Annotated in this window: 16 protein-coding genes; 10 read left to right on the top strand and 6 right to left on the bottom strand. The window is 68.3% G+C overall.

What is annotated here, in order from left to right; all coding sequences use genetic code 11:
* The first annotated feature begins 93 nt into the window (after positions 1-93).
* Positions 94-2,190, top strand: coding sequence for a PhoX family protein (locus tag HV798_RS17775; RefSeq protein ID WP_175191855.1), 2,097 nt, complete (start codon positions 94-96; stop codon positions 2,188-2,190).
* Between the two features lie 71 nt (positions 2,191-2,261).
* Here HV798_RS17775 and clpB read toward each other — a convergent pair whose 3' ends face one another.
* Positions 2,262-4,868, bottom strand: coding sequence for an ATP-dependent chaperone ClpB (gene clpB, locus HV798_RS17770; protein WP_175191854.1), 2,607 nt, complete (start codon positions 4,866-4,868; stop codon positions 2,262-2,264).
* 140 nt (positions 4,869-5,008) lie between these two features.
* Here clpB and HV798_RS17765 point away from each other — a divergent pair, with 140 nt between their 5' ends.
* The 8 genes from HV798_RS17765 (at position 5,009) to HV798_RS17730 (ending at position 14,624) form a co-directional block, all read left to right on the top strand.
* Complete coding sequence (locus HV798_RS17765; RefSeq protein ID WP_175191853.1) at positions 5,009-5,443, top strand: gamma-glutamylcyclotransferase family protein; 435 nt, start codon at positions 5,009-5,011, stop codon at positions 5,441-5,443.
* Positions 5,444-5,619: 176 nt separating this feature from the next.
* On the top strand, positions 5,620-6,348 hold the full coding sequence (locus tag HV798_RS17760; protein ID WP_175191852.1) for a helix-turn-helix domain-containing protein: 729 nt from the start codon (positions 5,620-5,622) through the stop codon (positions 6,346-6,348).
* A 17-nt stretch (positions 6,349-6,365) separates the two neighbouring features.
* Positions 6,366-7,556, top strand: coding sequence for a hypothetical protein (locus tag HV798_RS17755; RefSeq protein WP_246288904.1), 1,191 nt, complete (start codon positions 6,366-6,368; stop codon positions 7,554-7,556).
* A gap of 181 nt (positions 7,557-7,737) precedes the next feature.
* Positions 7,738-9,039 (top strand): MFS transporter, encoded by a 1,302-nt coding sequence (locus HV798_RS17750; protein WP_175191851.1) that lies wholly within the window; start codon positions 7,738-7,740, stop codon positions 9,037-9,039.
* A gap of 187 nt (positions 9,040-9,226) precedes the next feature.
* On the top strand, positions 9,227-9,757 hold the full coding sequence (locus tag HV798_RS17745; protein ID WP_175191850.1) for a sigma-70 family RNA polymerase sigma factor: 531 nt from the start codon (positions 9,227-9,229) through the stop codon (positions 9,755-9,757).
* Complete coding sequence (locus HV798_RS17740; RefSeq protein ID WP_175191849.1) at positions 9,754-10,752, top strand: FecR domain-containing protein; 999 nt, start codon at positions 9,754-9,756, stop codon at positions 10,750-10,752. Before HV798_RS17745 ends, HV798_RS17740 begins: the two co-directional genes overlap by 4 nt.
* A gap of 152 nt (positions 10,753-10,904) precedes the next feature.
* Entirely contained in the window at positions 10,905-13,415 is a 2,511-nt protein-coding gene (locus tag HV798_RS17735) for a TonB-dependent siderophore receptor (protein WP_175191848.1), read from the top strand.
* Between the two features lie 6 nt (positions 13,416-13,421).
* Entirely contained in the window at positions 13,422-14,624 is a 1,203-nt protein-coding gene (locus HV798_RS17730; RefSeq protein WP_175191847.1) for a PepSY-associated TM helix domain-containing protein, read from the top strand.
* 29 nt (positions 14,625-14,653) lie between these two features.
* On the opposite strand, the gene HV798_RS17725 is transcribed toward HV798_RS17730, so the two are convergent.
* From HV798_RS17725 to HV798_RS17715, 3 genes are all read right to left on the bottom strand, one after another.
* Positions 14,654-14,989: a 2Fe-2S iron-sulfur cluster-binding protein gene (locus HV798_RS17725; RefSeq protein WP_175191846.1), complete on the bottom strand. Its 336-nt coding sequence runs from the start codon at positions 14,987-14,989 to the stop codon at positions 14,654-14,656.
* A 34-nt stretch (positions 14,990-15,023) separates the two neighbouring features.
* The gene (locus tag HV798_RS17720) at positions 15,024-15,611 is read right to left on the bottom strand and encodes an NUDIX domain-containing protein (protein ID WP_175192217.1); all 588 of its coding nucleotides are present in this window, start codon (positions 15,609-15,611) and stop codon (positions 15,024-15,026) included.
* A 135-nt stretch (positions 15,612-15,746) separates the two neighbouring features.
* A complete protein-coding gene (locus tag HV798_RS17715; RefSeq protein ID WP_175191845.1) occupies positions 15,747-16,766 on the bottom strand; it encodes a zinc-dependent alcohol dehydrogenase family protein in 1,020 nt (339 codons plus the stop codon).
* Between the two features lie 137 nt (positions 16,767-16,903).
* Between HV798_RS17715 and HV798_RS17710 the strand changes: the two genes are divergently transcribed.
* Positions 16,904-17,824 carry a LysR family transcriptional regulator gene (locus tag HV798_RS17710; protein WP_175191844.1) on the top strand — a complete coding sequence of 307 codons (921 nt, stop codon included), beginning with the start codon at positions 16,904-16,906 and terminating at the stop codon, positions 17,822-17,824.
* 7 nt (positions 17,825-17,831) lie between these two features.
* Here HV798_RS17710 and HV798_RS17705 read toward each other — a convergent pair whose 3' ends face one another.
* A complete protein-coding gene (locus HV798_RS17705) occupies positions 17,832-19,085 on the bottom strand; it encodes an Hsp70 family protein (protein ID WP_175191843.1) in 1,254 nt (417 codons plus the stop codon).
* 64 nt (positions 19,086-19,149) lie between these two features.
* On the bottom strand, positions 19,150-19,805 hold a 656-nt coding region (locus tag HV798_RS17700; protein ID WP_484456033.1), incomplete at its 5' end, for an MFS transporter.

Here is a 19,805-nt window from a genome sequence, read left to right as displayed (position 1 = left end):
CTGCCAATCATTCAGCTAGTTGCATCCCCCTTTCACTCGGCATGCCTGGCATTGCCGATCCCACCACGGCAACCTTCATATGCCAGGCCTCCAATGAGCAAATCCATTTCTGACAAGACCGTTCGCAATCCCGGCAAGAACACCCCTTTCAGCGAAATCCTTGCACGAAGCATGTCGCGCCGTACGGTGATGCGCGGCGGCCTGGCGGCAGCGTTCGCGACGATGACCAGCCTGGGGCTGGCCGGTTGCAACAGCAGCGACGACGATGACGCGGAAACTGGCCAAGCGCCAGGCACGCCCGACACGCCGGACACGCCGACCCAGCCGGCCGCCCCGCCCGCCGCGCTGAAGCTGGGCTTTGAATCCCTGCCCAACTCGATGACCGACGGCTGCGTGGTCCCCAGCGGCTACGTCGCCCACGTATTTGCGCCTTGGGGTACGCCGCTGAACGACAACGCGCAGCCGTGGGACCAGAATGGCAACAACTCGTCCAATGACCTGCTCAACGCCATGGGCATGCATCACGACGGCATGCACTACTTTCCGATCGAAGGCAGTTCCACGGAAGGCCTGCTGGCCGTCAACCACGAGTACGTCGATGTGCAAGCCCTGCACCCCAACGGTCCGACCCGCATCGCCGGCAAGCGCCCTGCTGAGGAAGTGCGCAAGGAAATCAATGCTCACGGCGTGGCCATCGTGCACGTGCGCCGTGAAAACGGCCGATGGACCATCGTCCACAACTCGCGCTACAACCGCCGCTTCACGTCGGCCACCGCCATGAAGCTGGCCGGCCCCATTGGCGGCACCGACTGGGTCAAGACCCCGTTCTCGCCCAATGGCACGCAAGTGCGCGGCACCAACAACAATTGCGGCAACGGTTACACGCCGTGGGGCACCTACATCACCGCCGAAGAGAACTGGGCGGCGTGCTTCGTGAACAAGGGTACGCGCCCGGCGCACCAGCGCCGCGTGGGCGTACCCTCTTCCACCGGACGCTACCGTTGGGAAACCGCCGCCGGCGACCCGTCGGAAGTGCAGGGTGAATTCGCGCGATTCAACGTCACGGCAACCGGCACCGACGCCACGCAGGACTGGCGCAATGAGGTCAACGGATTCGGCTACCTGGTCGAGATCGACCCCTACGACCCGTCCAGCATCGCCACCAAGCGCACCTCGATGGGCCGCTTCGCCCACGAAGGCTGCACCTACAGCAAGCCCGAGGCCGGCAAGCCCCTGGCTTTCTACAGCGGCGACGACTCGCGCTTCGAATACATCTACCGCTTCGTTTCCGACGCCGTGTGGGACCCGAAGGACGCCGAGCGCACCGACCGCCTGGCGGTTGGCGCCAAGTATCTGGACAAGGGCACGCTGTACGTTGCCCGCTTCAACGACGACGGCACGGGGGAATGGCTGGCGCTGACCGGCACGGCTACCGGTGACGGCGGCCGCACGCTGGCCGATGAATTCGGCAGCCTGGACACCATCCTGATCAATACGCGCGGCGCAGCCGACTTCGTGGGCGCCACCCCGATGGACCGCCCCGAGTGGACGGCCACGCATCCCGCCAACGGCGACATCTACGTGACGCTGACGAACAACAGCGGCCGCGACGCAGACTCTGGCACGAACGGACCCAACCCGCGCCTGAACAACCGCAACGGCCATATCGTCCGCTGGCACGACGAGGCCGGCTCGACGAAGTTCAAATGGGACATCTTTGTCTTCGGCTCGGAGGCCGGCGCCGACGCCGACACCAACCGCTCGGGCCTAACCGAGCAGAACCAGCTGGCCAGCCCCGACGGCCTGAGCTTTGACTCCCGCGGCATCCTGTGGATCCAGACCGACAATGGCATCGATGGCGGCCGCAACAACAACGTCGCACGCGCCACCAACGACCAGATGCTGGCCGTGATTCCTGGCGCGCTGGCCGACAGCAGCGGGACGGGTCCGGCCATCAACGCGTCCAATCAGGCCAGCCTGCGCCGCTTCTTCGTCGGCCCCAACGAGGCCGAAATCACGGGCTTCGCGTTCACACCGGACTACACCAGCATCTTCCTGAATGTGCAGCATCCGGGGAACTGGCCTGCCTATGGCACGGACGATGCCACGGTCTCGACCACGACGGCCGTGCGCCCGCGGTCGTCGACGGTGGTCATTCAACGAGTCGATGGCGGGCCGATCGGCGTGTAACTGAACGACGCGTGGCCATGCGTGTGTTGATCACACGCATGGCCACGACCCGAGCAGGCGGCCCAGGCCGCTTACTGCAGCGTTCGCGTGAACACGAACTTGCCGTCGCGCCAATCCACCGGCACGACGTCGCGCGGGCCGAACTGGCCTTCCAGGATCAACCGGGCGACCGGGTTCTCGATCTGCTGCTGGATGGCGCGCTTGAGCGGCCGTGCCCCGAACACCGGGTCGAACCCGCCGCGCGCCAGTTCCGCCAGCGCCGGTTCGGTCACCTCCAGGCGCATCTCCTGCTTTTCCAGGCGCTCGGCCAGGCGGCGCAGCTGGATGCGGGCGATGGACTCGATGTGCTGCGCTTCCAGGCCATGGAACACCACGACTTCGTCGATGCGGTTCAGGAATTCGGGCCGCAGCGTCTGCTTGAGCTCGTCCCAGACCACTTCCTTGACCACGTCGTACGGCTTGCCGGCCAGGCTCTGGATGTGATGCGAGCCCAAATTGGACGTCATCACGATCACCGTGTTGCGGAAGTCCACCGTGCGGCCCTGGCCGTCGGTCAGGCGACCGTCGTCCAGCACTTGCAGCAGCACGTTGAAGACGTCCGGATGGGCCTTTTCGACTTCATCGAGCAGCACCACGCTGTACGGCTTGCGACGCACGGCTTCGGTCAGGTAGCCGCCTTCTTCGTAGCCCACGTATCCCGGGGGCGCACCGATCAGCCGCGCCACCGAGTGCTTTTCCATGAACTCGCTCATGTCGATGCGGATCATGTGCTCTTCGGAGTCGAACAGGAACTCGGCCAGCGCCCGCGTCAGCTCGGTCTTGCCCACGCCGGTGGGGCCCAGGAACAGGAACGAACCATAGGGCCGCGACGGGTCCGCCAGGCCGGCGCGCGAACGCCGGATGGCGTCGGACACCAGGCGCACGGCCTCGTCCTGGCCGACCACGCGCTTGTGCAGGTAGTCTTCCATGTGCAGCAGCTTTTCGCGTTCGCCCTGCATCATCTTGGACACCGGAATGCCGGTGGCGCGCGACACGACCTCGGCGATTTCCTCGGCGCCGACACGGGTGCGCAAGAGCCGCGGCCGGCCTTCGCCGCCTTCGGCTTCTTCGGCGGCCTGGGCCGCGCCCACTTCAGCGGCCTTCAGGCGCGCTTCCAGGTCGGGCAGCTTGCCGTATTGCAGTTCGGCCAGCTTGTCGAACTGGCCCTTGCGCTGCAGTTCGGCCATTTCGGCGCGCACGCTGTCGATTTCTTCCTTGATGGCCTGGGTGCCTTGCACGGCGGCCTTTTCGGCCTTCCAGATTTCCTCGAAGTCGTTGTATTCGCGTTGCAGCTTTTCCAGTTCTTCTTCGATGACGCCCAGGCGGCGCTTGGACGCGTCGTCGGTTTCCTTCTTGACGGCTTCGCGCTCGATCTTGAGCTGGATGATGCGGCGATCGAGCTTGTCCATCACTTCCGGCTTGGAATCGATTTCCATGCGGATGCGCGCGCCGGCTTCATCGATCAGGTCGATGGCCTTGTCGGGCAGGAAGCGGTCGGTGATGTAGCGGTGCGAGAGTTCGGCCGCGGCGACGATGGCCGGGTCGGTGATCTCGACGCCGTGGTGGATCTCGTAGCGCTCTTGCAGGCCGCGCAGGATGGCGATGGTGGACTCGACATCGGGTTCGTCGACCAGCACCTTCTGGAAGCGGCGTTCCAGCGCGGCGTCTTTCTCGATGTACTTGCGGTATTCGTCCAGCGTGGTGGCGCCGATGCAGTGCAGCTCGCCGCGCGCCAGCGCAGGCTTGAGCATGTTGCCCGCGTCCATCGCGCCTTCGGCCTTGCCGGCGCCGACCATGGTGTGCAGCTCGTCGATGAAGACGATGTTGCTGCCGTCGTCCAGCGACAGCTCTTTGAGCACGGCCTTCAGGCGTTCTTCGAATTCGCCGCGGAACTTGGCGCCGGCCAGCAGCGCGGCCAGGTCGAGCGACAGCACGCGCTTGCCGCGCAGGGTCTCGGGCACTTCGTCGTTGACGATGCGCTGCGCCAGGCCTTCGACGATGGCGGTCTTGCCCACGCCGGGTTCGCCGATCAGGACCGGGTTGTTCTTGGTACGGCGTTGCAGGATCTGGATGGTGCGGCGGATTTCATCGTCGCGGCCGATGACCGGGTCGAGCTTGCCCTGGCGGGCGCGCTCGGTCAGGTCCATCGTGTACTTGGACAGGGCTTCGCGGTTGGATTCGCCTTCGGCGCCGGACACGTTCTCGCCGCCGCGCACGGCGTCGATGGCGGCTTCCAGGGCCTTTTTCTGCAGGCCGGCTTCACGCAGGATGCGGCCCGCTTCGCCCTTGTCGTCGGCCAGGGCCAACAGGAACAGTTCGCTGGCGATGTAGGTGTCGCCGCGGCGCGCGGCTTCCTTGTCGGTGCGGGTCAGCACGCCTTGCAGGTCGCGGCCCACCTGGACGTTGTCTTCGCCCTGCACTTGCGGCAACGACTTGAAAGCGCTGTCCAGCGCCGGTTGCAGCCGGTTGACGGCCACGCCGGCTCGCGCCAGCAGGCTGCCCGCGCCGCTGTCGGGGTCGGACAGAAGCGCCGACAGCACGTGGACGGGCTCGATATAGGGGTGGTCGTTGCGGGCGGCCAGACTCTGGGCGTCGGCCAAGGCTTGCTGAAACTTGGTAGTCAGTTTGTCGAATCGCATAATGGTCGTAGTGGCTTGTTGGGGAGCCTGACCGATACATGCCGGCGGGCTCGATGACCTGAATATGCGGCCGGATGCGAGAATTTCAACACCTGGCCGGGCCTCGTGGACGGTATCCGCGTACAGCAACAATCTGAACTATGAGCATATACGTTTTTGTCTACGGCACGCTACGCGCGGGCGAAATCAATGATCTGGCGCAAGCGGCCGCCACGCGCGGCCTGGCGCCCGCCCGGCACGTGGGCGCGGCCACCGTGCCCGGCGCGCTGGTGGACTTCGGCGACTGGCCCGGGCTGGTCCCCGTGGCCGACGGGCGCCGGGTGCTGGGCGACATCTACGAGGTCACGCCCGCGCTCATCGCCCTGATGGACGAGATCGAGGAATACGTGCCCGGCCAGCCCTGCTGCTTCGTGCGCCGCACGGTGCTGGCCCAGCCCCTGGCCCCGGCCGGGGCCGCCCCGGTGGCCTGCGAGTACTACCCCATCGACCCGGCGCTACGCGGCGCGGCAACCGACGTGGCGGGCGAGGACTGGGTGGCCTACCGGCTTGGCCGGCGTCGTGGCTCGGCGACGTAGGAAACTGCACAATCCGCACAAACAACGCCAAAACGGCGCCAAAAAAACCGCGCGCGGACGGCTTTCGTCCACCCCGTAAGACACCCGTAGTAACAACGGACTACAATAGATACCTGTCTCACGCTTTACGCCCGCCCCGGCTACCCGCCAGGCTTGGGCACTATAGAGGTCATCGTATGCAAAAACGGGTTCCCGTTGCCCCTGATGCCGCCCACTGTTCCACGTGTATGCTGGGCCACGTGTGTGTCCCGGTCGGCATGGCCGCCGCCGAAGTAGAGAAGCTGGACGAACTGGTGAAAGAGCGCGTGCGCCTTGAAAAAGGCAAGACGCTGTATTCGCTGGACAATCCTCTTGACGCCGTCTACGGCGTGCGCTTTGGCAGCCTGAAAACGCAGCTTGAAGACGCCACCGGCCAGATCCAGATCACCGGTTTTCACCTGCCCGGCGAAATCGTCGGCATGGACGGCATGCTGGAAGGCAAGCACGTGTCGGCCGCCGTCGCGCTGGAAGACTCCGAAGTCTGCGTGATCCGCCTGAACGAAGTCGACCGCGTGGCCACGCATCTGCCGTCGCTGCAGCAGCAGTTCCGCCGCCTCATGAGCCGCGAGATCACCCGTTCGCACCAGATGCTGGCCTCGCTGGGCTCGATGCGTTCGGAACAGCGCCTGGCCGCCTTCCTGCTGAACCTGTCGCAGCGCTACGCCTCGCTGGGCTATTCGTCCACCGAGTTCGTGCTGCGCATGAGCCGCGAGGAAATCGGCAATTTCCTGGGCCTGACGCTGGAAACCGTCAGCCGGCTGTTCTCGCGCTTTGCCCGCGACGGCCTGATCCGCATCAACCAGCGCGAAGTCCGCATCCTGGACCAGCCCGCGCTCAAGCAGCTGCTGGGCCACGAAGGCTGCTGACCCTGCCTGCCCGCGCCATGCGCCGCGCGCCCGCCGCCCTGCCATCGCCACCGTTCGCACGGCGCGCGCCTGGCGCCTGGGCCGTGGCCGCGCTGGCCCTGGCGTTGCTGGCGCCTGCGGCCGTACGCGCCCAGACGCCGCTGCCCGACCCCTACGATTACGACGAACCCACGCCCGCGCCCAAGCGGGTGGTGGTGCCGCGCTGGCAGACGGTCGAACTGGGCAAGCCCGGGCGCCGCTACAAGATACCGGTTTATGCTAACCGCAACCTGGCGCGCGACGACCTGCGCGATATCAAGCAAATCGTCATCGTCTTCCATGGCGTCAAGCGCGACGCCGACCGCTATTACGAAACCGCCGCCACGCTGCTGGCCGCCAACCCGGCGCGCGCCAACGACACCCTGATCCTGGCGCCGCGCTTTGTCGGCGTGATCGATTCGGGCTTTGCCGGCATGGCGGCCTGGCGCAAGTCCGGCTGGGAAGACGGCGACGACAGCGTGCAGGCCGCGGGCCGGCCGGCGCCCGTCAGTTCGTTCCAGGTGATCGACGACCTGCTGCGCAGCCTGGACGACCGCAAGCGCCTGCCCACGCTGGCCGGCATCGTGCTGGCCGGGCATTCCGGCGGCGCCCAGCTGGTGCAGCGCTACGCCGTGCTGAACCAGATCGACGGCCCGCTGCGCCGCGACGGCGTGGCCCTGCGCTACGTGGTGGCCAACCCGTCGTCCTACCTGTACCTGACCAACGAGCGCCCGCGCCCGGATGGCAAGGGCTACGCGCCCTACGAACGCGGCATCTGCCCGACCTACAACCAATACAAGTACGGCACCGACAAGCTGCCCGCCTACGCCCACGATGCCGCCGACGACAAGCTGTTCGTGCGCTATGCGTCGCGCGACGTGACCTATCTGCTGGGCGGCGCCGACAACAACCCTGAACACCGGCTGCTGGACAAGACTTGCGGCGCCGAAGCCCAGGGCGCCACCCGGCTGGCGCGCGGCACCGCCTACCTGCAATACGAGCGCATCGTGGCCAACCGCGGCGCCAAGCCCGTGACCCTGCACCGCGCCGGTTTCGAAGTGGCCGGCGTGGGGCACGAGAACAAGGGCATGTTCAGCTCGGTCTGCGGCGTGCGCGCCCTGCTGGGCGAAAACGCCATCGCGCCGCCCGGCGCGGCGGCCTGCTCGGTGATTGCGCCGCCGGGCAAGTAAGGCTCCCCTGCCTTTTCGCATCCGGCCGGCCGCGAGGCGCGCCGCTCCGCTGCTTTGCGGCCACGGCTTTGCGCTCGGCGAATTCTGACTAAAAGCTGAATGAATTCAATGGGATACGGGGATGCTTTTTTGCGTTCGCAGGCGCAAGATAAGGGGGTACGGACTTCCCTGGAAGACAGCGATGACCCAATCGTATCTGGACATGCCCGACGCCAAACGCCGTATCAAGGCGATCTTCGTCGGCTCCATGGGCAACCTGGTGGAGTGGTATGACTTCTACGCCTATACCGCCTTCGCCCTGTACTTCGCCCCCGCCTTTTTCCCCTCGCACGATCCCGTCGTCCAGCAGTTGAATGCGGCCACGCTGTTCGCGGCCGGCTTCATCGTGCGCCCCCTGGGCGGCTGGCTGTTCGGCCACCTGGCCGACCGGCACGGGCGCAGGCTGTCGCTGATGGTGTCGGTGGGCATGATGTGCGTAGGTTCGCTCATCATCGCGGTGACGCCCACCTATGCGTCCATCGGCCTGGCCGCGCCGGCGCTGCTGGCCCTGGCGCGGGTGATCGAAGGCTTGAGCCTGGGCGGCGAGTACGGCGCCAGCGCCACCTACCTGACCGAGATCGCCGACCCCGACCACCGCGGCTTCTATTCCAGCTTCCAGTACGTCACGCTGATCGGCGGGCAACTGTGCGCCATTCTGGTCTTGCTGCTGTTGCAGAACGTGTTCCTGACGCACGAGCAACTGGTGCAATGGGGCTGGCGCATTCCGTTCGTGATCGGCGCGATGCTGGCCGTCATCACCGCGCTGATGCGGCGCGACATGCCGGAAACCGATTCGTACAAGGAAGCCAGCAAGCGCAAGCCGCAGACCAGTTCGCTGCGCGGCCTGCTGCGCTATCCCCGCGAAGTCGCCATCGTGGTGGGCCTGACGGCCGGCGGCACGGCGGCGTTCTATACCTTCACCACCTACATGCAGACCTTCGTGCGGCAGACGGCGGGGTTCTCCGACATCGTCACCACCTACGTCATCGCGGCCTCGCTGATCTTCGCGCTGATCCTGCAGCCGCTGTATGGCGCGCTGTCGGACAAGATCGGCCGCAAGCCGCTGCTGGTGTTCTTCGGCATCGCGGGGGCGGCGCTGACGGTGCCTATCCTGATGACGCTGTCGCACACCAAGTCGCCGTTCATCGCCTTTCTGCTGATCTGCGCAGCCTGGGTGTTCACGGCCGGCTATACCTCGATCAACGCCGTGGTGAAGGCCGAGCTGTTTCCGACCAATATCCGCGCCACCGGCGTGGCGGTGCCCTACGCCATCACCGTGTCCATCTTCGGCGGCACGGCGCCGGCCATCGCGCTGTGGTTCAAGCAGCAGGGCCACGAGGAATGGTTCTACTACTACCTGGCGGGCGTGATCTTCATCTCGCTGCTGGTGTATGCGACCATGCGCGACACCAAGCACCAGTCGGCCATGCACAAGCACGATTGACGCGCTGCTGCGTCCCCCAAAAGAGCGCCGACACGTCGGCGCTCTTTTTACGTCAGCCGGGGGGCGGCGGGCGTGCAAAGACACAACAGGCGCCACGGCGCGATTGATCTCCCAGTAAAAATAATTACAATTCTCGTTTTCAAAATATCCCTGCCTGGCCGCCCCCTCGGCCGCTGTGTCGCCCATCGTGAGCCCTCCGGAGTCCGCCTCCAATCCCACCGTCGAAACCCTGTACACCAGCCACCATGCCTGGCTGCAGGGATGGCTGCGCCGCCGGCTGGGCAATGCCTGCGACGCCGCCGACCTGGCGCATGACGCCTTCGTGCGCCTGCTCACCAGGCCGCGACGCTTCGACACCGCGCCCCAGGCCCGGGTGTACCTGCGCACCATGGCCAACGGCCTGTGCGTGGACCTGTGGCGCCGCCGGGAAATCGAGCAGGCCTGGCTGGACACGCTGGCCGCGCAGCCTGAAGCCATGGCGCCGTCGGCCGAGCACCAGGCCATGGTGATGCAGGCGCTGCACGAGGTCGACACCATGCTGCGCAGCCTGCCGCCCAAGGCGGCCACGGCGTTCGTGCTGGCCGTGGCCTGCGAGATGACGGACCAGGAAGTGGCGGACGAACTGCAGGTGTCCAGCCGCATGATCCGCAAGTACGTGGCGCAGGCCATGCTGCATTGCCTGCGGCTGGAAGCGCGTCTGGCCGCGAGCGAGACATGAATCCCCAGCCGCAGGCCGCCGCGCCGGGGCTGTACGCCGTCACCGACGAATCCCTGGAGCAGGCCGCAGAGTGGTATGCGCTGCTGCGGTCCGGCCAGGCGGACCAGGAAGACCACGGCCGCTGGCAGGCCTGGCTGGCGGCAGATGCGCGCCATCGCGAGGCCTGGTCCTATGTGGAACGCATCAGCCAGCGTTTTGACCCGATCCAGCGCAGCCCCGCGCGGCGTCCCGCCACGGACGCCTACCGCCTGGCCCGCAGCCGCCTGACCCGCCGCCGCGCCCTGCTGGGGCTGGCGGGCGCGGGCGTGCTGGCCTGGGGCTCGCTGCGCTATGGCCCGACGTCGACCCTGGCGCTGGCCTGGATGGCCGATCACCGCACCCGCACCGGCGAAATCCGCGAGCTGGCCCTGGCCGACGGCACCCGCGTCTGGCTCAATACCGCCAGCGCCTTTGACGACGACTATGACGCCCAGGTGCGGCGCCTGGTGCTGCGGTCGGGTGAAATGCTGATCCAGACCGCGCCCGATCCTACCCGCCCCTTCCTGGTGACCACGCCGCAGGGCGAACTGCGGGCGCTGGGCACGCGCTTCACCGTCCGCAGCGACGGCAGCGATGCGCTGGTGGCCGTCTATGAAGGCGCGGTGGAAATCCGCACGGCGCGCAGCGGCCAGACGCGCGTGATCCCGGCGGGCCAACAGGCGCGTTATTCCGCCACGGCGATCGATGGCGCGGCGCCGGCCGACCCCGCCCGCGAAGCCTGGTCGCGCGGCATCCTGATCGCGCAGGACATCCCGCTGTCCGAGGTACTGCGGGAACTGGCCCGCTACCAGACCGGCCACCTGGGCGCGAGCGCCGAGGTGGCCAACATCCGCGTGCTGGGCAGCTACCCGCTGGCCCAGCCGGAGCGTGCGCTGGCGATGCTGGAAGCGGCGCTGCCGATCCGGGTGCAGCGCAGCCTGCCGTGGTGGACGACGGTACAGGCCCGGCCGCGCTAGCGCCCGGTCTGCCCTGGCCCCATCGGCCCATTTCCTCTTTTTTTCAAAAACTGGTTCCGACTTTTGCCCTCTCGTTCGATCAAGCAGGAGTAAGCGATCCGTGGCCCTGCCGCGGCTCGCCCTGCCTGCCACCTGTTCGAGAGAAAGATTCCATGTCCCGCAAGTCCCCTCCTCGCCCCGCCCGCGGCCGCCGTCCGCTATCGTTGCTGCAGGGCCTGGCCGCCGGCGCGCTGCTGGCCGTTGCCGGGACGCCCGGCGCGCAGGCGCAAGATACCGCACCCGCCGCCCAGACCGCCGCCGACGCGCTGCGGCGCTACGACATTCCCCCCGGCCCGCTCAGCGCCACGCTGACGCGCTTTCTGGGGGAATCGGGCCTGCTGCTGGCCGGCCCGACGGAACTGGCGCAGGGCAAGACCAGCCCCGGCGTGCGCGGCGACTACACGGCGGCCGGCGCGTTGCGCGCGCTGCTGGCGGGCACCGGCCTGCAGGCGCGTCCGGACGCGGGCGGCGGCTACACCCTGGAACGCGCGCCGCAGGCGGCCGGCGGGGTGTCGAACTTGCCGTCGATCACGGTGACCGGCAACGGCGAATCGCCGGTCGGCCCGGTCGCCGGCTACATCGCCACCCGCACCATGACGGCCGGCAAGGACGACACCGCGCTGTCGGAAACGCCGCAATCCGTCACGGTGGTCACGCGCGACCAGATGAACGACCAGGGCGCGCAGACGATCACCGACGCGCTGCACTACGTGGCGGGCGTGAACACGTCGGCCTACGGCGAAGACCCGCGCTATGACTGGATCACGGTGCGCGGCTTCAACCAATCGGTGTTCGGCATGTACCGCGACGGCCTGCGCGCCTCGGGCAGCAAGATCGGCATGCGCATCGATTCGTACGGCCTGGAGCGGCTGGAAGTGCTCAAGGGGCCCAGCTCGGTGCTGTATGGCCAGAATTCGCCGGGCGGCCTGATCAACGCCGTGACCAAGCGGCCCACCGACGACCCGCTGCACGAGGTGACCCTGGGCGTGGGCAGCCACGACCGCAAACAGGCGCAGTTCGACCTGGGCGGCCCGGTCGCAAGCGACGGCACGGTGCTGTACCGGCTGACGGGCAACGTGCGCGACAGCGACACGCAGATGCGCTATGCGCCCGACGACCACGGCTACATCGCACCCGCGCTGACCTGGAAACCCAACGCCGACACCACGCTGACCGTGCTGGCCAACTACCAGAAAGACCGCGCGGCGTGGGGCCTGTGGTACCCGCGCACGGGCACGCTGTTCTCAAGCCCGTGGGGCCCGATCAGTTCCAGCTTCTATCCGGGCGAGCCGGATTTCAACCGTTTCGACCGGACCCAGAAGTCGCTGGGCACGCTGCTGGAATACAAGCTCGGCGGCGACGCCGTGTTCCGCCAGGGGCTGCGGGTCGAATCGATGGACTACGACGCCAAGTACGTGCGCGGCCGCGCGCTCTTGAACGACGACTACGACCTGGATGAAACCGGCCACCTGCTGTATCGCGACGCCAACCGCAACCAGCTGCGCTCCAAGGTCTACACCATGGACAACCAGCTGGCCTGGACCGCCCACACCGGCCCGGTGACGCATCGCCTGCTGGTGGGGCTGGACGCCAGCCTGACCCGCTACAACGACCGCCAGTGGTCCGGCAAGGCGCCGGTGCTGGACATCCTGGACCCGCAATACGGCCAGGCCATCCCCGACCCGACCACGCCCTGGGCGCGCGACGTCACCGCGCGCCAGACCGGCGTGTACTTCCAGGACCGCCTGTCGCTCGGCGAGCACTGGATCGTGCGCGGCGGCGTACGCCACGACCGCGCGCGCACCGAGACCCGCGATCCGCTGGGCACGCTGGACCTGAACCAGCGGGACAACGCCACCACCTACCAGGCCGGCGCGCTCTACCGCGCCGACAATGGCCTGTCGCCGTTCGTGAACTACGCCGAATCGTTCCAGCCCACGGCCCAGGCCAGCAAGGATGGCTCGCCCTACCAGCCCACGCGCGGGCGCAGCATGGAAGCCGGCCTGCGCTACGAGCCCGCCGGCCGCCACCTGATGCTGACGGCCTCGGTCTACGACATCCGCCAGAACAACGTGCTGACGCAAGACCCGAACGACCCGGCCAATTCGATCCAGGCCGGGCAGGTGCGTTCACGAGGGGTGGAACTGGAGGGCACTTGGGAACCCACGCCGCAGTGGTCGGTGCTGGCCAGCTACACCTTCCTGGATGCCAAGGTCACGCGCAGCAACACGCCGGGCCAGGAAGGCACGCGGCCGCAGGATTCCTGGGGCACGACTTCGCCGCGCCACATGGCCTCGCTGTGGGTGAACTACCGCCTGGCCTCGACCGCGCTGCGCGGCGTGTCCATCGGCGGCGGCGTGCGCTACCTGGGCAGCACGCTTGACTACGGCCCCACGGCCGCGGACCCCGACAACGCCTACGCCACCTCGGTCAAGACGCCCGCCTACACGGTCTACGACATGGTGCTGGGCTATGAGCCCAACACGCACTGGCGCATGCAGTTCAAGGTCGCCAACCTGTTCGACAAGCTCTACGTGGCCAACCCGTGCGGCGGCTCGCCCCTGAACGCGTGCTACTACGGCCCTCGCCGCACGCTGCTGCTCAGCACCACGTACCGCTGGTAGACGGCGATGGCCTCGTTGCTGCGCCTGCTGCATCGCTGGGCAGGCCTGTTCCTGGCGCTGTTCCTGTTCGTGTCCGGCCTGACCGGCGCCATCATCTCGTGGGACCACGAGCTGGACGAATGGCTGAACCCGCAACTGTTCGACGCCCCCGCGCCGGCAGGCGCCACGCTGCGTCCGGCGCTGGACCTGGCGGCCGGCCTGGAAGCGGCCGATCCGCGCCTGCGCGTGGCCTATCTGCCGCTGACCATCGAACCCGGCCATGCGCTGGGCATGTCGGTGGTGCCGCGCATCGACCCGGCCACCGGCCGGCCTTACCCGCTGGCGTTCAACCAGATCACGCTCGACCCCGTCACCGGCGCGGTGCGGGGTTCGCGCTACTGGGGCGAGGTGTCGCTGGCGCGCGAAAACCTGATGCCGTTCCTGTACAAGCTGCACTACACCCTGCATCTGCCGGACGTGGGCGGTTTTGAACTGGGCACCTGGTTCATGGGCATCGTCGCGATCATCTGGGCGCTGGATTGCCTGATCGCGCTGGCCATTTCGTTTCCCAGCCGCAAGGCCTGGCACAAGTCGCTGTCATTCCGGCTGCGCCAGGGCCGGCCCAAGCTGGTCTTCGACCTGCACCGCGCGGGCGGGGTATGGGTGTGGGGCCTGTTGCTGATGGTGGCGGTGACCTCGGTGTCGATGAACCTGGGGCGCGAAGTGGTGCGGCCGCTGGTGGCGTTCCTGTCGCCGCTCACGCCCGACATCTTCGCGCTGCGGCGGCCGGCGGCGCCTGCGCAATTCGTCGAACCGGGCATCACCCGCGCCCGCGCCTTGCAGCTCGGCCAGGCCGAGGCCCGCGAACGCGGCTGGACATTGCCGGCGGGCGCGTTGTTCTACAGCACCCCCTACCGCCTGTACGGCGTCCATTTCTTCGAACCCGGCGACGACACGCCATCGGGCCTGGGGCGCCCGTGGATCTACCTGGACAGCCAGTCGGGCGAGGTGATCGGCGACCGCATTCCGGGCCGCGGCAGTGCGGGCGATGTCTTCCTGCAGGCGCAACTGCCGCTGCATACCGGCCGCATCATCGGCCTGCCGGGCCGCGTGCTGATGTCGGCGCTGGGGCTGGTGGTGGCGATGCTGAGCGTGACCGGCGTGCTGCTCTGGGCCCGCAAGCGGCGCGCCCGGCGGCAAGGGCGCGAGCGCTCGCACCCAGGCACCTAGGCCCGCATCACGCGATCAGGCGCGTAGCCCTAGCGCCGCGCCCCGGTCAGGGGCCGCGGCGGCGCGGGCGGGGCGGCTTCGATGCGTTCGGCCTGCAAGGACTGGATCTCGAGCGGCGAACAGGCGTGGGCCACGCAGGGCAGGATCCAGCCTTCTTCCTTTTCGTCGCGCGACAGGCCCGGCCATTCGATGCGGTAGGCGATGTCGCCTTCGAGCAGCAGGCACATGCAGGCGCGGCAGGTGCCGTTGCGGCACGAGCTGGGCAGCTTGATGCCGGCAGCCTGTGCGGCGGCCAGCACGGGCGTGTCCGCGTCGGCCTCGAAGCGCAGGCCGGACGGTTGCAGCAGCACGGGAAAGGCGGGCATGGGAAGCACCGGGCCGGGCAACAGCCGGGCCGCGTCAGGCCGGGTGATCCTGCCAGTCCAGCTGCCAGGCGCCGGACAGCACGTTCTGCAGCCACAGCACGCAGGTCAGGGTCTTGGCGTCGGTGACCTCGCCCTTGGCGCAGGCGGCGATCAGGTCGGCCGGCTGGGCGCTGAAGACGTCCAGGAATTCGTCCGGGTCCAGCTGCTGCGGGCCGGCGCGCAAACCGCGGGCGAAGTAGATGTGGATGATCTCGGTGGAATAGGCGATGGCCAGGTGCAAGGCGCCGGCGCGGGCCCATTGCGTGGCGGTGTAGCCGGTTTCTTCGAGCAGTTCGCGCTGGCCGCAGACCAGCGGGTCTTCGCCCGGGTCCAGCTTGCCGGCAGGAAATTCCGTCATGACCTGGCCAACCGGGTAGCGGAACTGGCGTTCGAGCAGCACGCGGCCGTCGTCCAGCAGCGGAATCACCACCACCGCGCCGGGATGCACCACGTATTCACGCGTGGACGTATGGCCGTTGGGCAGGCGGACGGTGTCGTTGCGGATCTTGAGGAAGCGGCCCTCGTAGGGCGCTTCGCTGGCAACGCGTTCTTCGAACAGGTGCGAATCGGGCTTGTGGATCATGGCGGGACGGGTCGGCAAACGAGCGCCGGGCGCAACAGGCGGCCCGGCGGGCAAGCTTGCAGCTTACCATCGCGCTTGCTGCCCCCGACGCGGCGGCGCAGCCTGCGCGTCAACGGCGCCGTCCCTGCTCACCGGTCAGGCGTCGACGCGGATCACGATCTTGCCGAAGTGGCGGCCCGAAGCCAGGTGCTCGAACGCGGCGGGCGCTTCATCGAAGCCGAAGACACGGTCGATCACCGGCGCGATGCGCGCCGTGTGCACCAGCCGCGTCACGTCTTCCAGCATCTTGCGGCTGCCCACGAATATGCCTTGCAGGCGCTTGCTGCCGGCGATCAGCGCCAGCGGCGACACCGGCGTGGCCGCAAAGCCGCTGACCCCGCCGATGATGCCGATGGTGCCGCCCATGCGCGCCGCCGCCACCGAACGCACCAATGTGCCCTCGCCGCCCACTTCCAGCACCACGTGCGCGCCTTCTCCGTGCGTCAGGCGCAGCACTTCGTCCTGCCATTCCGGGGTGTCGCGATAGTTGATCAGGCCGTCGGCGCCCAGTTCGCGGGCGCGCGCCAGCTTGTCGGCGCTGGACGACGTGATGATGGCGCGCAGGCCCGCGGCCTTGGCCAGTTGCAGCCCCCAGATCGAGACGCCGCCGGTGCCCAGCAGCAACGCCGTCTGGCCGGCGCGGGCCTGGCCGGCCACGAACAGGGTGTTCCAGGCCGTGACGGCGGCGCACGGCAGCGTGGCGGCCTGCTCGTCGGACAGCGAATCCGGAATCGCCACCAGGCCGTGCTCGGCATAGATCGCTTCCGTGGCCAGCACGCCGTCGGTGGCAGCGCCCGGCGCCAGCGCGGTGTTGGCGGGCGTGGGGTCGCCGTCGATCCAGTTGGGCATGAAGGCGCCCATCACGCGGTCGCCCTTTTTGAAGCGCGTGACGCCCGCGCCCACGGCCAGAACTTCGCCAGCCGCGTCGGACGCGGGAATCACGGGGGCGCCCGAGGTCTTCAGGTAGTCGCCGCGCGCGACCATCAGGTCGCGAAAGTTCAGGGAAACGGCCTTGATGCGCACGCGCACTTCGAACGGGCCGGGTTCGCGCGGGGTCAGCGCCACGCGCTTGAGCGAGCCGATGCCCTGCCCGCCGGTTACCTGGTATGCCTGCATGATGATGTCCTTGATGAATCGGGTTCTGAATGCCGGCCATGACGGCGCGGCGCGGTAGGGTTACGATATCCGGGAACCAAACTATCCAGTGGCGGCATTTATTCCACTGAATGTTTCCACCAAGGAACCAATTCATTATGGCCACACCCCCGACCCACGACCGGCTGGGCGGCATCGAAGTCTTCGTGCAAGCGGCCGAAGCCGGCAGCTTCGCCCTGGCCGCCGACCGCCTGAACCTGACCCGCTCGGCGGTGGGCAAATCCATTGCCCGGCTCGAAGCCCGCCTGGGCACGCGGCTGTTTCACCGCACCACCCGCCAGCAAAGCCTGACCGACGCCGGCCAGGCCTATTACGACCGCTGCGTGCGCGCGCTGGCCGAACTGCATGACGCCGAGGCCGAGCTGGACAGCGGCCGGCGTTCGCCGCAAGGGCGCTTGCGGGTGAGCGCCCCGCTGGTGTTCGGCCGCCATTGCGTGGCGCCCGTGCTGCGCGAACTGGCCTTGCAGTATCCGCAATTGCAGATCGACATTTCCTTCAATGACCGCGTGGTGGACCTGATCGAGGAAGGCTACGACCTGGGCATCCGCATCGGCCCCCTGCCCGACAGTTCCAGCCTGGCCGCACGCCGCCTGGGCTTGCAGACCATGGGCATCGGCGCATCGCCCGCCTACATCGCCGCGCACGGCCGCCCGGTCACGCTGGACGAGATGCGCCAGCACGTGGGCGTGGTCTATGCCCACGGCGGCGTCGAGAAAGGCTGGTCGGTGATGGGGCCGGACGGCCAGGTGATCCAGCTGCACGTGCCGCCGCGGCTGCGCCTGGACGACCTGCAGGCCATCGCCGACGCCGCCATCGCGGGCGCGGGGCTGGCGTGGCTGCCGTGCTGGATGCTGACGCACTATGTGCGTTCAGGCGAGCTGGAAGTGCTGATGCACGGCGACAAAATGGCCGCGCACGACGTGCACGCCGTCTGGCCGCAGGCGCGCTACCTGCCGTCGCGCACGCGCGTCGCGATCGACGCGCTGGCCGAGCGGGTGCCGGCGATGCTGGCGAAGTAGGCGCCGATCAGCCGAACTTGCGGTGGGCGTCCAGCGCCAGGCCGGCGCCGATGCTGCCGAACAGATCGCCTTCGACGCTGCGCGCGCCCGGCACCAGGGCCGACACGCTTTCGCGCAGGCGCGGCACGCGGCTGGAGCCGCCGGTGAAGAACACGGTGTCCACGTCGGTCGTGGCCACGCCCGCATCGCGCAGCAGCACGCCCACGGTCTGCTCGACCTTTTCGATCAGGCGCGCCACGCTGACATCGAACGACGGACGGGTGACGTCCACGCCCAGGTCGGGGGCGATGCGCGACAGGTCGATGCGCGCGGCCGGCGTTTCGGACAGCGCAATCTTGGCCTCTTCGACCTGCACCGCCACCCAGTGGCCGGCGCGCTGCTTGATCAGGTTGAGCAGCAGGTCGATCTTTTCGCGGTCGCCGGCTTCGGCGCGGATGTAGGCGAAATGCTCGGCCGCCTTGCGGGTGTAGGCCTGGTTGATGGTGTGCCAGCAGGCCAGGTTGCCGTACTGCGTGGACGGCACGTCCTTGCCGCTGCGCAGCTGGCTGCCCAGGCCCAACAGCGGCATGACGTGCGCCAGGCTCAGCTGCTTGTCGAAGTCGACCCCGCCGATGTGCACGCCGCCGTATGCCAGGATGTCTTCGCGGCGGTCGGCCTTGCCGGCGCGGTCGGGCCCCAGGCGGATCAGCGAAAAGTCCGAGGTACCGCCGCCGATGTCGATGACCAGCACCAGCTCTTCGCGGTCGATCTGCGATTCGTAGTCGAATGCGGCGGCCAGCGGTTCGAACTGGAATTCGATGTCGGTGAAGCCGACGCTGCGCGCGATTTCACCCAGCGTGTCCTGCGCGGTCTGGTCGGCGGCCGTGTTGTCGTCCACGAAGAACACCGGCCGGCCCAGCACGGCGCGCGTGAATTCGCGCCCGGCGGCGGTTTCGGCGCGGCGCTTGAGCTCGGCGATGAACCGGGTGAGCAGCACGCGGAACGGAATCGAGCGGCCCTGCACTTCGGTCGAGCCGTCGATGAGCGAGCTGCCCAGCAGGCTTTTCATCGAGCGCATCAGGCGCCCGTCGTAGCCCGCCAGGTAGTCGGAGATGGCCGCGCGGCCGTAGCTGACCTCGGCATCTTCGTCGTGGAAGAAAATTGCCGAGGGCAACGTGGTCTTGCCGTCTTCAAGGGCGAGAAGCGCGCGCTGGTCGGGGCGGCTCCAGCCGACGGTGGAGTTCGAGGTGCCGAAGTCGACGCCGCATGCGGTGGAAATCATGGAAATTCGGGGGCTGAAAGCAAAACGGCGCACAAGTGTAGCCGCAACCGCCCGAAACGCCATTTCACCCCGGGTGGCGCAGCGCCGTCGCCACGAAAACCAGGGTCACGGCCGCCGCCAGCAAGCCGCCGCCAAATCCGGCCGCATAGCCCAATTGGGCGGCCAGCGCGGTGACCAGCGACGACGTCAGGATCTCGCCCAGGTCACGCGCGCTCTGCACCGCGGTCATGTCGGTGCCGGCCTGCGCGCCCCGGGCGGCAAAACGCATGGCCAGCGTCATCAGGGCCACCGAGGCCGCCCCCGCGCCAAACGCGCCCAGCCCCTGGGCCAAGTAGGCCATGGCGGCGTGCGGCGGCACCCAGCCCTGCGCCTGGGCCAGCCAGGCCAGCGCCGCCGCCCCAGAGGCCGCCAGACCCAGCGCCAGCGCGCCGCGCGCGCCGACGCGGCCCACCAGCCAGGCGCCGCCGCCGCAGCCCAGCAGCACGGTCACCATGCCGCCGGCCATGCCGATACGGCCCACGTCCTGGACCGCCCAGCCCGCGTCCACCAGGAACAGCTTGGACAGGCCATAGCCCGCCACGGCGGTCATGGCCGACAGGAAGGCGGCCAGCGCCAAGGCCCAGGCGCCGGGACGGCGTGCAAAGCCGGCCAGCGTGGCGCGCCTGGGGGGGCTGGCCGGGGTGATGGCCGGGGTGCTGCCCGGGGCGCTGCGCGATCCGG

Source organism: Achromobacter deleyi, assembly GCF_902859705.1.
In the GTDB taxonomy this organism is placed as follows: Bacteria; Pseudomonadota; Gammaproteobacteria; order Burkholderiales; family Burkholderiaceae_B; genus Achromobacter; species Achromobacter deleyi.
Note: the sequence above shows the minus strand (reverse complement) of the source record. Positions and strands in the feature narration are given on the sequence as shown.

Bases quoted from the DNA above. Each gene is read 5' to 3' on its own strand.
- HV798_RS17775 (WP_175191855.1), top strand. From the start codon at position 94: ATGAGCAAATCCATTTCTGACAAGACCGTTCGCAATCCCGGCAAGAAC.
- clpB (WP_175191854.1), bottom strand. From the start codon at position 4,868: ATGCGATTCGACAAACTGACTACCAAGTTTCAGCAAGCCTTGGCCGAC.
- HV798_RS17765 (WP_175191853.1), top strand. From the start codon at position 5,009: ATGAGCATATACGTTTTTGTCTACGGCACGCTACGCGCGGGCGAAATC.
- HV798_RS17760 (WP_175191852.1), top strand. From the start codon at position 5,620: ATGCAAAAACGGGTTCCCGTTGCCCCTGATGCCGCCCACTGTTCCACG.
- HV798_RS17755 (WP_246288904.1), top strand. From the start codon at position 6,366: ATGCGCCGCGCGCCCGCCGCCCTGCCATCGCCACCGTTCGCACGGCGC.
- HV798_RS17750 (WP_175191851.1), top strand. From the start codon at position 7,738: ATGACCCAATCGTATCTGGACATGCCCGACGCCAAACGCCGTATCAAG.
- HV798_RS17740 (WP_175191849.1), top strand. From the start codon at position 9,754: ATGAATCCCCAGCCGCAGGCCGCCGCGCCGGGGCTGTACGCCGTCACC.
- HV798_RS17735 (WP_175191848.1), top strand. From the start codon at position 10,905: ATGTCCCGCAAGTCCCCTCCTCGCCCCGCCCGCGGCCGCCGTCCGCTA.
- HV798_RS17730 (WP_175191847.1), top strand. From the start codon at position 13,422: ATGGCCTCGTTGCTGCGCCTGCTGCATCGCTGGGCAGGCCTGTTCCTG.
- HV798_RS17725 (WP_175191846.1), bottom strand. From the start codon at position 14,989: ATGCCCGCCTTTCCCGTGCTGCTGCAACCGTCCGGCCTGCGCTTCGAG.
- HV798_RS17720 (WP_175192217.1), bottom strand. From the start codon at position 15,611: ATGATCCACAAGCCCGATTCGCACCTGTTCGAAGAACGCGTTGCCAGC.
- HV798_RS17715 (WP_175191845.1), bottom strand. From the start codon at position 16,766: ATGCAGGCATACCAGGTAACCGGCGGGCAGGGCATCGGCTCGCTCAAG.
- HV798_RS17710 (WP_175191844.1), top strand. From the start codon at position 16,904: ATGGCCACACCCCCGACCCACGACCGGCTGGGCGGCATCGAAGTCTTC.
- HV798_RS17705 (WP_175191843.1), bottom strand. From the start codon at position 19,085: ATGATTTCCACCGCATGCGGCGTCGACTTCGGCACCTCGAACTCCACC.